Genomic DNA, 14249 nt, shown 5'->3' on the forward strand with positions numbered 1-14249 from the left:
GGCGCACCGCTGGGCATGGCGGACGGGTTGCCGCTCGGCATTCCGGACGGGTTGCCGGACGGACAGGCCGCCTGCTGCTGGCCGGAGCTGCCGCTGTTCGAGGTGGACGACGAGTCGTCCGAACCGCCGCATGCCGTGAGCAGCAGCGGCGACAGTGCCAGCAGGGCCACGGCGGGGACGAGACGCGCACGCTTCATGAGAAACAACTCCAAGAGCGATGAGGGAGTCCTGAGGCGGGCACTCAATCAACGGCGCTTAGGGCTTCCTTGGCACCGCCCTGTACGCGGCCTGTCAATCCGGCAAAGCACGTCTCAACGCAACGCTCTGACCTGCTGTTTCGCGGCAAGCTCCGGCCACCCTCCGGCCTACCCGCTGGTACAGCCCCGTGACAGAAGCGTCGTCAGAGCCGGACGCGCGCCAACTGCCGTGACTGCGCGACCAGTCGGTCCGCGCTGTCCCAGACCTCGGCGTCCTCCTCCAGGAAGCCGCCGGCCAGGTTGCGGGTGGTGAGGGCGACCCGCAGCGGGCCCGGTGCGGGTCGGCAGCGGACGTGGACGGTCAGCTCGACCGTGGGGACCCAGCCGACCAAGCCGATCTCGAAGGCGGTCGGGGGCAGCGCGTCCACCGCGAGGAGCAGCGAGAAGGGGTCGGCGTCCCGGCCGTCGGCCAGCCCGAACCAGGCCCGCATCTCGCCCTTGCCGGACGGGGATCCGAGCGCCCAGCCCAGGGTCGACGGGTCGAGCTTCAGCATCAGCCGGTCGGCGATCGCGGAGCCGCCGGGCACCGGAGCCGGTGCGTCCTCGGGGCCGAAGCACTGGTCCATGGGCGGCATCGCGGGCGGCATGGCCGTCGTACGGACGTCGTCCGGCAGGGTGTCGAGGTCGCCGTAGGAGGCGAGGACGCGGATGCGTTCGACTTCGCGGCCCTCGTCGTCGTACTGGAGGAGCGAGGCCTGGCCGGTGGAGAGTGTGCGGCCGGTGCGGACGACGTCCGTGCGGACGGTCGCCGGGCCGGGCCGGGAGGCGGTGAGGTAGTGCGCGGAGATGGTGAACGGGTCGCCGTGCGGAAGCGTGTCCGCGAGGGCGCGGCCCAGGACGGCCAGCAGATAACCGCCGTTGACGGCGTTGGTGATCGTCCAGCCGGCGGAGAGGCCGATGTCGTAGACGCCGGGTTCGCGTCGGGTGAGCGCGGTGTCGCGGTCGAACTCGCTGTCGCCGATCGCGGCCCGTACGGCCGGGGCGGAGGCTGCTTCAGGCATGGGTGAACGGTACAACAAACAACTACTAAGCGGTAGCTTTCCCTGGGGCGCGCTCACTCCTCCCGTACCGTCGAGCGCCGGTTCCACGCGCGCGGTGCTCGCCAGTGGAAGCGCATGGCCAGCAGCCGGAGCACGAAGGCGGTGACGGCGGCGAACGCGCTGGCGAGCGGGGTCAGTACGTCGTAATGGATGCACAGGACCACCAGCGTGGCGCCGACGACGGCCGGGACCGCGTACAGATCACGGTCCCAGCGCAGCAGTGACGGCACCTCGTTGGCGAGGACGTCCCGCAGCACACCCCCGCCGACGGCGGTGGCCAGGCCCAGTGTCGCCGAGGCGGTCAGGCCGAGCCCGTACTCGTACGCCGTCGTCGTGCCCGAGACGCAGAACAGGCCGAGGCCCGCCGCGTCGAAGACGTTCACGCCGACCTGGATCCGCTCCACCTGCGGGTGCAGGAAGAAGACCAGGAGCGTGGCGAGCAGCGGGGTGAGGAAGTACCCGAGGTCCGTGAAGGCCGCGGGCGGCACGGCGCCGATGACCAGATCACGGAAGAGCCCGCCGCCGAGCGCGGTGACCTCGGCCAGCACGGCGATGCCGAACACGTCGAAGTTCTTGCGGACGGCCAGCAGTGCACCCGAGATGGCGAAGACGAAGATGCCGATCAGGTCGAGCGTGTGCTGGACGGACGGGGTGAAGAATTGTTGGAACACCCCCATATTCTCACCCAGAAGCGAGCCCTCGCCTTACAAACGAAGGCGAGGGCTCCCTGCTGGTGCTCACTTCTCCTTGGCGGGAGCCTCGTCCTCCGAAGCCTCGTCCTCCGAAGCCTCGGGCGCCGCGTCCTCAGCGACTTCCACCTCGGCCGCAACCTCGGCCGCCACCGCCGCGCTCGTCTCCGCCGACTCCGCGAGCACCTCGTCCGAGACCAGCTCCGCCGCCTCCTTGGCCACGGAGAGCAGGACCGTGTCCTGCGGGGCCTGGTCCTCGAAGTTCTCCGGGTGGTGACAGGCGACCCGCTGGCCGGGCTTCAGCTCGATGAGCGGCGGCTCGGTCGTCGTGCAGATCTGCGTCGCCTTCCAGCACCGGGTGTGGAAGCGGCAGCCGCTCGGTGGGGAGATCGGGGACGGCACGTCGCCCTTGAGCAGGATGCGCTCGCTCTTGGCGTTCTTGCGCCGCGGATCCGGGATCGGCACGGCCGACATCAGCGCCTTGGTGTACGGGTGCATCGGCGCCTTGTACAGCGACTCGCGGTCGGCGAGTTCGACGATCTTGCCGAGGTACATCACCGCGATGCGGTCCGAGACGTGCCGGACGACCGAGAGGTCGTGCGCGATGATCACGTACGTCAGGCCCAGTTCCTGCTGGAGGTCGTCGAGCAGGTTGACGACCTGCGCCTGGATGGACACGTCCAGCGCGGAGACCGGCTCGTCCGCCACGACCAGCTTCGGGTTGAGCGCGAGCGCGCGGGCGATGCCGATGCGCTGGCGCTGGCCGCCGGAGAATTCGTGCGGATAGCGGTTGTAGTGCTCGGGGTTGAGACCGACCACCGACAACAGCCGCTGCACTTCCTTCTTGATGCCGCCCTCGGGCGTGACGCCCTGCAGCCGGAAGGGGGCGCCGATGATGGTGCCGATGGTGTGGCGCGGGTTCAGCGAGGAGTACGGGTCCTGGAAGATCATCTGGACGTCGCGGCGCAGCGGGCGCATGCCGCTCACACCCAGGTGCGTGATGTCCTTGCCCTCGAACTCGACCGTGCCGGCGGTCGGTTCGAGCAGCCGGGTGATCAGCCGGCCCATCGTCGACTTGCCGCAGCCCGACTCGCCGACCACACCGAGGGTTTCGCCGGCCCTGACCTCGAAGTCGATGCCGTCGACCGCGCGCACCGCGCCGACCTGCCGCTGGAGCAGGCCCTTGCGGATCGGGAAGTGCTTCTGGAGCCCGGACACCTTCAGCAGGATCTCGCCGGGGGCGGCGTCACCCTTGGTGATCACCGTGCCTTCGCTCTGCGCAGGGATGCTCACTTTGTCCTCGCTCACAGCTTCGGCGCAATCTCTTCGGTCCAGATCCGCTCCCGCTGCTCCGTGGTCATGTGGCAGGCGGCCCAGTGCTGACTGCCGACCTCGGCCAGTTCGGGGCGGACCGTGCGGGTGAGGTCGTCCTTGGGGATGTCGGCGTACGGGCAGCGCGGGTTGAAGGCGCAGCCGGACGGGATGTTGATCAGGGACGGCGGGGAGCCCTTGACCGGGATGAGCCGCTCCTGCTGCTCACGGTCCAGCCGCGGCATCGAACCCAGCAGGCCCCACGTGTAGGGGTGGCGGGGTTCGTAGAACACCTTCTCCGCGGGGCCGCGCTCCACGCAGCGGCCGCCGTACATCACCAGGATGTCGTCGGAGAGTTCGGCGACGACGCCCAGGTCGTGGGTGATGATGATGACCGCGGAGCCGAACTCCTTCTGCAGATCGCGGATCAGGTCGAGGATCTGCGCCTGGACGGTCACGTCGAGGGCGGTCGTCGGCTCGTCCGCGATGAGCAGTTCGGGGTTGTTGACCAGCGCCATGGCGATCATCGCGCGCTGCCGCATGCCACCGGAGAACTCGTGCGGGTAGCTGTCGACCCGCTTGTCCGGCTGCGGGATGCCGACCCGGTCGAGCATCTCGACCGCACGCCGCTTGGCGACCTTCTTGTCCACGTTGTGGTGGACGCGGTACGCCTCCACGATCTGGTGGCCGATCGTGAAGTACGGATGCAGCGCGGACAGCGGATCCTGGAAGATCATCGCCATCTCACGGCCGCGCAGCCTACGCACCTGGTCGGGGTCGGCGGACAGCAGCTCGGTGCCGTCGAGCCAGATCTCGCCGGAGATCTGCGCCTTGCGCCTGCCGTACTGGCCGGCGGTGTGCAGGCCCATGATGCCCAGCGAGGTCACCGACTTGCCGGAGCCGGACTCACCCACGATGCCGAGGGTCTTGCCCTTCTCCAGCTGGAAGCTGAGCCCGTCGACGGACTTGACCAGGCCGTCGTCGGTCGGGAAGTGCACCTTCAGATCGCGTACTTCGAGGAAGGCGGTCGGGGCGGGCGAGGTGCCGGTGGGCTCCCCGACGGCCGCGCCGGTCTTGCTGAGTTCCGTCATGCGAGCCTCACTCGGGGGTCGATCACGGCGTACAGGATGTCCACCACGAGGTTGGCGAAGAGCACCGCGAGAGAAGTGATCAGGGTGACGCCCAGGATGACGGGCAGGTCCTGGTTCCTGATGGCCTGGAGCACGGCCTGGCCGAGGCCGGGCAGGTTGAACGTCGTCTCGGTCAGGATCGCACCGCCGATGAGGGCGCCGAGGTCCATGCCGAGCATGGTCAGGATGGGCGTCATCGTCGAGCGCATGGCGTGCTTGCCGATGACGGTCTGCTCCTTGAGGCCCTTGGCGCGGGCGGTGCGGATGTAGTCCTCGCCGAGGATCTCCATCATCGTGGCACGGGTGATCCGGGCGTACATCGCCGCATACAGGAACGCGAGGGTGATCCAGGGCAGGATCATGCCGCCGAGCCAGCCGCTGAAGCTGTCTTCCAGGGGCACGTACGACGCGTCGATCCAGTTCAGCCCGAACGCGAAGATCGCCAGGCTGAGCAGGCCGGTGAAGTAGATGGGCAGGGAGACACCCGCGAGGGCGACGAGCATCGCGCCGCGGTCCCAGATGGAGCCCCGCTTCAGCGCGGAGAGCACACCGGCCGCGACACCGAAGATCAGCCACAGCACGGCGGCCCCGAGCGCGAGACCCAGGGTCACCGGGAAGCGGTCGGTCAGCACCGGCCAGATGGCCTGCTCACTGCGGAAGGAGTAGCCGAAGCACGGCGCGGCGCAGTTGGTCACGTCACCGCCGGCCGCGTAGGTGCGGCCCACGAAGATGCCCTTGAAGAACTCCCAGACCTGGGCGTAGATCGGGTCGCTGAGACCCAGCTTCTGCCGCACGGCCTCGACGGCGGCGGGGTCTGCCTGCTTGCCCACGAAGCTCGTGGCGATGTCGACGCCCGCCCACCTGGGGACGAGGAAGAAGATGCCGAAGACCACCATGATGATGACCACGAGCATCACTGCGGCGGCGAACAACCGCCTGATGAGGTAAGCGAGCACAGCTCTCGGCCCGCCGCGGACCACGGGCCACCGGAGGTCTTCCGGTGGCCCGCGATCACGCTGCGCCGGCCTTCACCTGCCTTTCGTGCCGTTCGGCGGGTGTGCCGGTTATCAGGTCGTGGTGGACTTCAGGCCGAGGTTGACGAAGTCGTACATACCGCTGTAGCCGTCGGTGGTGTAGACGTTCGCCAGTCGGTCGGAGCGCCAGTTGATGAACTTCTCGTAGACGAAGGGCAGGTAGTAACCGCCCTCCATGACCTTGTGGTTGATCTCCGTGGCGATCTCGGTCTTCCGCGTGTCGTCCAGCTCGTTGACGTAGTCGTCGAACAGGCCGTCGATCGTCGGGTCGTCGATGAGCGCGAAGTTGTTGTTACCGCTCTCCAGGATGTAGTTGCTGTCCCACAGCGGCATACCGTAGCCCTGGACGGTCGGGAAGTCCGGGCCCCAGCCCATGATGATGATGCCGTAGCCCTTCTTCTCCACGTTGGCGGGGCTGCCGATGATGCCGCTGGTCTGCGAGCCGTCGTACTGGTCGATCTCGGCGTTGATGCCGATCTTCTTCAGCGACGCCTGCAGCGACTGGGCGGTGGCCACCTCGACCGGCTTGTTGTTGCGGACGGCGATGGTGGTGTCGAAGCCGTCCGGCTGGCCGCAGGCCCTCAGCTCTTCCTTGGCCTTCTCGGCGTTGCCGTCCTTGTTGGCGCCGGCCAGCCCGTACGGGTCGTACTTCTGGCCCTCGGAACCGGGCACGGACGGCGGCAGCATGTTGGTGCCGATGTCACCACCGGCGACGGGGCCGCCTCGGGCGGTCTGCAGGGAGACGTGGTTGGCGCCGTAGATCACGGCCTTGCGGCAGTGCTCGTTGTCGAACGGCTTGACGCTCTGCGGGAAGGCCGCGTAACGGATGTAGCCGGAGACCGGGTTGTCCAGGTTGGCCCTGTGCTCCTTCAGGGCGGTGGTGCGGCCCTGCGGCGACATGCCGGTCTGGTTGATGTCGAGGTCCAGGTCACCGCTGATCAGGCGCTGGTCCAGCTGGTTGGCGTCCGAGAAGAACTGGACGGTGATCTTGTCCGGGTACGCCTTGCGGATCGGGTCCGAGTCCTGCTTCCACTCGGTGTTGCGGACCAGGGTGAGGTCCTTGCCCGGGCTGTACGACTCGAACTTGTACGGGCCGGAGGAGAACGGCTTCAGACCGTACTTGGACTTGGTGTCCTTGTCCTGGCGGACCGGGGACGCCGAGACCAGCGCCAGCATCTCCTCAAAGTCCGAGTTGGCCTTCGGCAGCTTGAAGACGATGGTCTTGTCGTTCGGCGTCTCGATCGCCTTCAGACCCAGCTTGTCCTTGGAGGTGTCCTTGTACGGGCCCGGGTACTCGCCCTCGGGGTCGAGCACGTCCTTCAGGTACACCGGGCCACCGGACAGCACGTCCTGCGCCCAGACGCGCTCGATGCCGTACTTGACGTCCTTGGAGGTGATCGGCTGGCCGTCCTCCCAGGTGATGCCGTCACGCAGGGTGTACGTGTAGGTCTTGCCGTCGTCACTGACCTGGGCGAGCCCGGTGGCGAGGTCCGGAGTGAGTTCGGCGCCGGCCTTGCCGGGCTCCGTCTTGCCCGTGACGAGCTGGCGGCTGTAATAGCGCGCGAAGTTCCACATGAAGCCGTAGTAACCGCGCGTGGTGTCCCACGAGTCGGCGTCCTGGGCGCCACCGAACTTCAGCGTGCCGCCCTTCTTGGCCAGGGAGGCTTGAGCGACCTTGTTGTTGGCGGCGTCGTAGCCGGCCGCGCCGGTCTTCGAGCCCTCGTTGTCGTCGTCGCCGCCACCGCCGCACGCAGCCGTGGTCAGCAGCGCGGCGACCGCGGCGACAGCGGCAAATGCCCGCTTACGCCGCCCTGGGGTGCGTTTGGTAGTCACGATCTCGGATCCTCCGGTTTTGATGAGAGACCCCGTGTCAGTGCCACGGGACGCTTTAGGTACGGCAGTTCAGCGGGAGCCCTTCGGGTCCAGCGCGTCACGCACGCCGTCGCCGAAGAGGTTGAACGCGAGGACAGTGATGAAGATCGCCACACCGGGGACCACCATGTACATGGGGTCCGACTCGTAGTAGTCGATCGCGCTCGAAAGCATCTGCCCCCAGGAGGACGTGGGCGGCTTGACGCCCACGCCCAGGAAGCTGAGTGCCGCCTCGGTGAGGATGTTGGTGGGGATCATCATCGTCGAGTACACGACGATGGGTGCGACGAGGTTGGGCAGCAGCTCCTTGAACAGGATGTACAGCCGCCCTGCCCCCAGGGAGCGGGCCGCTTCCACGTACTCGCGCTCGCGCAACGACAGCGTCTGGCCGCGCACCACACGTCCGATGTACGGCCACCCGAAGAAACCGATGACCAGGATCATCACGAACACACGCACGCTGGACCCGGTCAGGCCCAGCATCTCGTTCGGCATGACGGAGACCAGCGCGATGATGAAGAGCAGCTGCGGGAAGGCCAGCAGACCGTCCATCACCCTGCTGATGAGCGAGTCGACCCAGCCGCCGAAGAAGCCGGCGAGGATGCCGAGGACGGTGCCCAGGATGACGGCGACGACGGCGGACAGGAAGCCGACCAGCAGCGAGATCCGGGCACCGTAGAGGATGCGGGCGAGGATGTCGCGGCCGTTGACCGGCTCGACGCCCAGCAGATGGTCGCCGCTGATGCCGCCGAACGACCCCGTGGGGGTGCCGAACAGCGGGTCGATCAGGTCCTCGTGATACTCGTTCGGGTCCTGGCCGAGCAGGTTGGTGATGACCGGCGCGAGCAGGGCGATCACCACGAGGACGAGCACCACGAGACCACCCGCCAGGGCGAGTTTGTCCCGCTTCAGGCGCTCCCAGGCGATCCGGCCCAGGGAGCGACCCTGTACGGCCTTCGCGCCGGTGCCTGCGACCGCCGCTTCCTCGGCCGCGCTCGGGGCCGCCTCGGCGGTCGGCTCGTGCAATGGTGCCGTCATCTGGCAGGGACCCCTCTCAACCGGCGGTAACCGGCCCGCGCTTGCCGCTGTGGCGGCGTGATCAGTCCGTCGTACTGGGGTTTTGAACACCCCTGGTGCGGGAGTCTTTAACGCTTCGGCGATGCGTTGCCAGACTTGGCGATGAAAGGATGCGCAACCGTGATGCGGCGTCCAGGGTTCCGTTATCCGGACAGCGGGTAACGGGGGCCGGACAGGGACAAGTTGGAGCATCCGGTGCGAACTGGTACTTTCCGTCGCGGTCTACGCGCGCAGAAGGCCCCGCTGTTGCTGCGGAGGGTGGCGGCGCTCCGGGTGTCTCAGTACCCGCCGTGGGCCGGAGGGTAGCCGTACCCGGCCGCCGGAGCCTGGGACGGAGACGTGGCCGGGGCGTGGGCCTCGCGGTCGTAGAAGGGGCGGGCCTGGGCGCGCATCCACATCGCGACCGGGTCGTACTCGTCGGACATGGCGACCGTCGACACCGGCAGACCGTCCGGGACCACGCCGATGGACTGCTGCATCATCGCCCGCACCGAGTCCACGGCGGGCGGGCTGGCGTCGTATACATCGAGGCCGATGGCGAGGTACGGCGCCCCGAGCGCGGGCTGTACCCAGGCGCGGCGCAGGGTGCGGACGGCCGGGGTGCGGTGGGCGTTCTGTGCGAGCAGGGCGTAGAACTGCGGGATCTCGATGCCGGGTTCGGACAGCCGCAGCGGGCCGGCGGGCTGCCGTTCCAGCCCGGTGGCGATGCGGCGCAGGTCGAGCCAGGGGATGCCGACGCCGCCGCCGGGGGCGTGCGGGTTCAGCCAGAGGCCGTAGTGGTCGGGGTAGAGGGTGCGGGCGACGTCCACTCCGTCGACGACTTCGTAGGAGCGGTTCCAGCCGCTGGCCGAGAGTTCCTGGGCGGAGGTGACACAGGGGGCGTAGCCGTGGCCGTCGACCTCCATGTTTCCGTACTGCGCGTCCGGTGAACCCGCCTGGCCGTGCCAGAGCAGCATCCAGACCTGGCCGGCGGAGGGGGTAGCGAGGGCGCGCAGCAGTGCCTCGTAGGCGTCGTAGCGCCCGGGCGTCACCTGGCGCAGCATGTGCTCGACCTGGCCGGTCGCGATGCTGGCGCTCACCTTGTACCGCCCCTTCACTGGAGGTTGCCCCGGATATGAAACCAGCTTAAGCGCTCTGCCGGGTTGAGCCGTTGAGAGCTCGGGGCCTGTTCATCGTGGGCGGGTGCGGGTTCGTCGTGGCTCGTCGCGCCCACGCGGCGGAGCCGCATATCGATACAGCCCCGCGCCCCTGAGGTACGTGCAGTCACCGTTGGTAGAAAGGGCGGGCCCTGTTACGCATCCACTCGGCCACCGGGTCTTGTGTTACGTCCAGGAGAACCAGGTTTACCGGCCACTGCACGGGGACCTCGGCCAAAGCGCGGCCCAGCGCGTCCAGTGGACGAGCCCTGATGTCGCCCTCCCACTGGGAGAGTTCGACGCCGATGAACATCACCGGGTCGGCCGTCTCGATCGCCGCGAGGCAGCGGCGGGCCGTCGTCACCACGCCGGTCCGGTCGAACTCGGCGGCTGCCGCGGACAGGAAGTCCATGGGGTCGTCCTGCCAGTCCGGCTCGTAGAGCTTGACCCGGCCGCCCGTGGTGAGGCCGTCCAGCGCGGTGCGGCCCACCCGGCAGAGTTCGGCGACCGCGGGGGGCGGCAGGGGTATGCCGACCACGCCGTCGGGGTTCACGGCGATGCCGACCTGCGGGGGCAGGCCACGGGCGAACTCCACGGCCGGGGCGATGGCGTACGACATGTGGGAGCCGACGACCTGGCGGAACTGCTCCTCGGAGCTGAACACCGGGACGTAGGCCTGGCCGCCGAGTTCGAGCGTGGGCAGGTCGAGCGGGACGCTGTTCGGGCCGCCGCCGCCCGGGAGCGGGACCCAGACGAAGCTGCGGCCGAGGACTTCGATGATCCGCCCGCCGGCCCCCGGGACGCTGAGGGATGCGGAGAGCACCTCCTCCAACTCGTTGCCGGGCCAGCCCCCGTGCGGGTGGGGGTGCGCCTGTGCCGGAAAGTCTGGAAAGTCCGGGAAATCCGAGAAGTCCGGGGGGTCCCCTGGGTAGTTCATCTGCTGTCAACCGCCTGCCGAGATCACCGCTGTGGCTCAAAGGCTAACGGGTGCGGCACCGAGGTCAGCCCGTGAAGCCGATCCTGCGCAGCACGTCCGCCGCGTCGCGGTCGAGCAGGACCGCCGAGCCGCAGCCGTCGGGCAGGTCGCCGCGCTCCACGGAACGGACCAGCCGGGCGGCCGCTGTCCGGTGGCGCAGGAAGGCGTAGCGCGAGACGCCCCGGCCGCGCTCGCGCTGGCCCTCCAGGGCGGTGCCGGGCGCGACGTCGAGCAGCAGCAGGTGCAGGATGCCGCCGCGGCGGCGGGCCTCGCGGGACAGCCAGCGGCGCACCCAGGACTGCGTACCGCAGTCGTGGACGACGACTCCGCCGCCGGTGCGCAGGGCGCGGCGCAGTCCCCAGTAGTGCGCGAGACGGACCAGGGGGCGGTAGATCGCGTACGGCAGGAAGCGGGGCGCGCGGGCGTCCCAGCGGTCGCGGGTGTCCTGGGAGTCGATCCGGATGCCGTTCACCGCGCGCGCCATCAGGGTGGACTTCCCGCTTCCGGGCAGGCCGGTGATCACGACGAGGTCCTTGGGGCCGAAGAGCAGTGCGTGCGGGCTGCGGCCGGCGCGGTCACGCAGGTCCCGGACGACGGGTGCCCGGTGCGCGCCGCAGGCCTCCCGGGCCGGGGCCGTGTGCTGCTCGGGCAGCGCGAGGGCCGAACTGGTGGCGTACGCCGTGATCCTGTTCACCGTGACCGTCCTCCCCATGGGGTCGGGAGTTCCCATCCCCGTCGAGTGTAAAGAGAAGGTAATACGCGGTGTCTCCCGTTTCCGTCCGCTTCCCGCAACAAGCCTGCTACAGGCCACTGTGACCGCCTGTGAACGGTGCGCGGTCCCCGTGGACGGCCGTGGACGGCCGTGGACGGCCACCGTGACAGGTCCCCCTGCCGCGGCCGGCGGATGCGTGCGATGATGTGCGCGCCAACTGCATACCGGCCGCTTGAATCCGCGCGGGAGAGTTCCCAGCACCGCTGTCGCTGGGGCGCCGAAGGAGCAAGTCCCTCCCTTGAATCTCTCAGGCCCCGTTACCGCGCGGGCGAGGCACATCTGAAAAGCGGGCCGCTGCCGCCAGTGGCTCCACCCAAGGTGCAAGCCGTGATCTCCACCGGTTGTCACACCGGTAGTCCCACCGGTCACGGCGAACCTCTCAGGTTCCGATGACAGATGGGGAGGAACGACCTCGCCTGTCATGCCTTTGGGAGCAGATCCGATGAGCAGTACGCCTCCGCGTCGCACCGCGCTCGATGCCCTGCATCGTTCGCTCGGCGCGACGATGACCGACTTCGCCGGCTGGGACATGCCCCTGCGCTACGGCTCCGAGCGCGAGGAGCACCTCGCCGTACGCACCCGGGCCGGGCTATTCGACCTCTCGCACATGGGCGAGATCACCGTGACCGGCCCCCAGGCCGCCGCCCTGCTGGACCACGCGCTCGTCGGCAACATCGGCGCCGTCAAGGCGGGCCGCGCCCGCTACACCATGATCTGCCGCGAGGACGGCGGCATCCTCGACGACCTGATCGTCTACCGGCTGGCCGGGACCGAGTACCTGGTCGTGGCGAACGCTAGTAACGCACAGGTCGTTCTGGACGCGCTGGTCGAGCGCTCCGAGGGGTACGACGCCGAGGTGCGCGACGACCGCGACGCCTACGCCCTCATCGCCGTCCAGGGCCCCGAGTCCCCCGGCATCCTCGCCTCCCTCACCGACGCCGATCTCGACGGCCTGAAGTACTACGCCGGTCTGCCCGGCACCGTCGCCGGCGTCCCCGCCCTCGTCGCCCGCACCGGCTACACCGGCGAGGACGGCTTCGAGCTGTTCGTGAAGCCGGAGCACGCGGTCGAGCTGTGGCAGGCGCTGACCAAGGCGGGCGAGGGCGCGGGCCTGGTCCCGTGCGGCCTCTCCTGCCGGGACACCCTGCGCCTGGAGGCGGGCATGCCGCTGTACGGGCATGAGCTGTCGACCGCGCTGACGCCCTTCGACGCCGGGCTCGGCCGGGTGGTGAAGTTCGAGAAGGAGGGCGACTTCGTGGGCCGCGCGGCACTGGCCGAGGCGGCCTCCCGGGCCTCGCAGAACCCGCCGCGCGTCCTCGTCGGGCTCGTCGCCGAGGGCCGCCGGGTGCCGCGCGCCGGGTACGCCGTCGTCGCGGGCGGCGAGGCGATCGGCGAGGTCACCTCCGGCGCCCCCTCGCCCACGCTGGGCAAGCCGATCGCGATGGCATACGTCGACGCCGCGCACGCGGCGCCGGGTACGGCCGGGGTCGGTGTGGACATCCGCGGCAGCCACGAGCCGTACCAGGTCGTGGCGCTGCCCTTCTACAAGCGACAGAAGTAGACACTGGGTTGTGATGCCGGGCACAACCACCCTGCTCACGACCGTCTTCCGCAGTCCCCCATTCACCAGCACTCCCCCGCGTACAGGAGAATTCAGGCCATGAGCAACCCCCAGCAGCTGCGCTACAGCAAGGAGCACGAGTGGCTGTCGGCCGCCGAGGACGGCGTCGCGACGGTCGGCATCACGGAGCACGCGGCGAACGCGCTCGGCGATGTCGTCTTCGTCGACCTTCCGGCGGTCGGTGACACCGTGACGGCGGGCGAGACCTGCGGCGAGTTGGAGTCGACCAAGTCGGTCAGCGACCTGTACTCCCCGGTCAGCGGTGAGATCACCGAGGCCAACGAGGACGTGGTCAATGACCCGTCGCTGGTGAACTCCGCGCCTTTCGAGGGCGGTTGGCTGTTCAAGGTACGTGTCGCCCAGGAGCCGTCCGACCTGCTCTCCGCCGACGAGTACACCGCCTTTTCCGCCGGCTGAGGAGTCGTACGAACATGTCTGTCCTCAACACCCCCCTGCACGAGCTGGACCCGGATGTCGCCGCCGCCGTCGGCGCCGAGCTGCACCGCCAGCAGTCCACGCTCGAAATGATCGCCTCGGAGAACTTCGCGCCGGTCGCGGTCATGGAGGCGCAGGGCTCGGTCCTGACCAACAAGTACGCCGAGGGCTACCCGGGCCGCCGGTACTACGGCGGTTGCGAGCACGTCGACGTGGTCGAGCAGATCGCGATCGACCGCGTCAAGGAGCTGTTCGGCGCCGAGCACGCCAATGTGCAGCCGCACTCGGGCGCCCAGGCCAACGCCGCGGCGATGTTCGCACTGCTCAAGCCCGGTGACACGATCATGGGCCTGAATCTCGCGCACGGCGGGCACCTGACCCACGGCATGAAGATCAACTTCTCCGGCAAGCTGTACAACGTGGTCGCCTACCACGTGGACGACTCCGGCGTCGTCGACATGGCCGAGGTCGAGCGGCTCGCCAAGGAGTCCAAGCCCAAGCTGATCGTGGCGGGCTGGTCGGCCTACCCGCGGCAGCTGGACTTCGCCGCGTTCCGCCGGATCGCGGACGAGGTCGGCGCGTACCTGATGGTCGACATGGCGCACTTCGCGGGCCTGGTGGCCGCCGGGCTGCACCCGAACCCCGTGCCGCACGCGCACGTGGTCACCACGACCACCCACAAGACGCTGGGTGGCCCGCGCGGCGGGGTGATCCTGTCAGTCCAGGACCTCGCCAAGAAGATCAACTCGGCGGTGTTCCCCGGTCAGCAGGGCGGGCCCCTGGAGCACGTGATCGCCGCCAAGGCCGTCGCCTTCAAGGTCGCCGCATCGGAGGACTTCAAGGAGCGGCAGCGCCGCACGGTCGAGGGCGCGAAGATCCTCGCCGAGCGGCTGACGGCG

At 69.0% G+C, this 14249-nt stretch carries 13 protein-coding genes, 1 pseudogene and 2 riboswitches; of the genes and pseudogenes, 3 read left to right on the top strand and 11 right to left on the bottom strand.

Going from position 1 to position 14249, the window contains the following annotated elements:
• The 11 genes and pseudogenes from GFH49_RS01160 to GFH49_RS01210 all read right to left on the bottom strand — a co-directional run.
• Window positions 1-197 (bottom strand): annotated as a pseudogene (locus GFH49_RS01160) (hypothetical protein); the annotation flags it as partial.
• 203 nt (window positions 198-400) lie between these two features.
• Window positions 401-1258: a thioesterase family protein gene (locus GFH49_RS01165; RefSeq protein ID WP_155053836.1), complete on the bottom strand. Its 858-nt coding sequence runs from the start codon at window positions 1256-1258 to the stop codon at window positions 401-403.
• 53 nt (window positions 1259-1311) lie between these two features.
• Window positions 1312-1974, bottom strand: a complete 663-nt coding sequence (locus GFH49_RS01170; protein ID WP_408055875.1) for a trimeric intracellular cation channel family protein — start codon at window positions 1972-1974, stop codon at window positions 1312-1314.
• A gap of 60 nt (window positions 1975-2034) precedes the next feature.
• Complete coding sequence (locus GFH49_RS01175; RefSeq protein ID WP_155053838.1) at window positions 2035-3279, bottom strand: ABC transporter ATP-binding protein; 1245 nt, start codon at window positions 3277-3279, stop codon at window positions 2035-2037.
• Between the two features lie 11 nt (window positions 3280-3290).
• On the bottom strand, window positions 3291-4388 hold the full coding sequence (locus GFH49_RS01180; protein ID WP_155053839.1) for an ABC transporter ATP-binding protein: 1098 nt from the start codon (window positions 4386-4388) through the stop codon (window positions 3291-3293).
• On the bottom strand, window positions 4385-5383 hold the full coding sequence (locus tag GFH49_RS01185; RefSeq protein ID WP_155053840.1) for an ABC transporter permease: 999 nt from the start codon (window positions 5381-5383) through the stop codon (window positions 4385-4387). Before GFH49_RS01185 ends, GFH49_RS01180 begins: the two co-directional genes overlap by 4 nt.
• Before the next feature lie 111 nt (window positions 5384-5494).
• A complete protein-coding gene (locus GFH49_RS01190; protein ID WP_155053841.1) occupies window positions 5495-7294 on the bottom strand; it encodes an ABC transporter substrate-binding protein in 1800 nt (599 codons plus the stop codon).
• Between the two features lie 69 nt (window positions 7295-7363).
• Window positions 7364-8371 (bottom strand): ABC transporter permease, encoded by a 1008-nt coding sequence (locus tag GFH49_RS01195; RefSeq protein ID WP_155053842.1) that lies wholly within the window; start codon window positions 8369-8371, stop codon window positions 7364-7366.
• A 317-nt stretch (window positions 8372-8688) separates the two neighbouring features.
• On the bottom strand, window positions 8689-9489 hold the full coding sequence (locus tag GFH49_RS01200; protein ID WP_155053843.1) for an enhanced serine sensitivity protein SseB C-terminal domain-containing protein: 801 nt from the start codon (window positions 9487-9489) through the stop codon (window positions 8689-8691).
• 184 nt (window positions 9490-9673) lie between these two features.
• Window positions 9674-10483: an enhanced serine sensitivity protein SseB gene (locus GFH49_RS01205; protein ID WP_155053844.1), complete on the bottom strand. Its 810-nt coding sequence runs from the start codon at window positions 10481-10483 to the stop codon at window positions 9674-9676.
• Window positions 10484-10547: 64 nt separating this feature from the next.
• Window positions 10548-11252, bottom strand: coding sequence for an AAA family ATPase (locus GFH49_RS01210; protein ID WP_230396099.1), 705 nt, complete (start codon window positions 11250-11252; stop codon window positions 10548-10550).
• Between the two features lie 215 nt (window positions 11253-11467).
• A riboswitch (glycine riboswitch) is annotated at window positions 11468-11567 on the top strand.
• Window positions 11568-11700: riboswitch (glycine riboswitch) on the top strand.
• A gap of 36 nt (window positions 11701-11736) precedes the next feature.
• Here GFH49_RS01210 and gcvT point away from each other — a divergent pair.
• From gcvT to glyA, 3 genes are all read left to right on the top strand, one after another.
• Window positions 11737-12855: a glycine cleavage system aminomethyltransferase GcvT gene (gcvT, locus tag GFH49_RS01215; RefSeq protein WP_155053845.1), complete on the top strand. Its 1119-nt coding sequence runs from the start codon at window positions 11737-11739 to the stop codon at window positions 12853-12855.
• 99 nt (window positions 12856-12954) lie between these two features.
• Window positions 12955-13332, top strand: a complete 378-nt coding sequence (gene gcvH, locus GFH49_RS01220) for a glycine cleavage system protein GcvH (RefSeq protein ID WP_155053846.1) — start codon at window positions 12955-12957, stop codon at window positions 13330-13332.
• Window positions 13333-13346: 14 nt separating this feature from the next.
• The coding region (gene glyA / locus GFH49_RS01225; protein ID WP_155053847.1) for a serine hydroxymethyltransferase at window positions 13347-14249 on the top strand (903 nt) is incomplete at its 3' end.

It is taken from the genome of Streptomyces blattellae, assembly GCF_009709555.1.
GTDB lineage: Bacteria > Actinomycetota > Actinomycetes > Streptomycetales > Streptomycetaceae > Streptomyces > Streptomyces blattellae.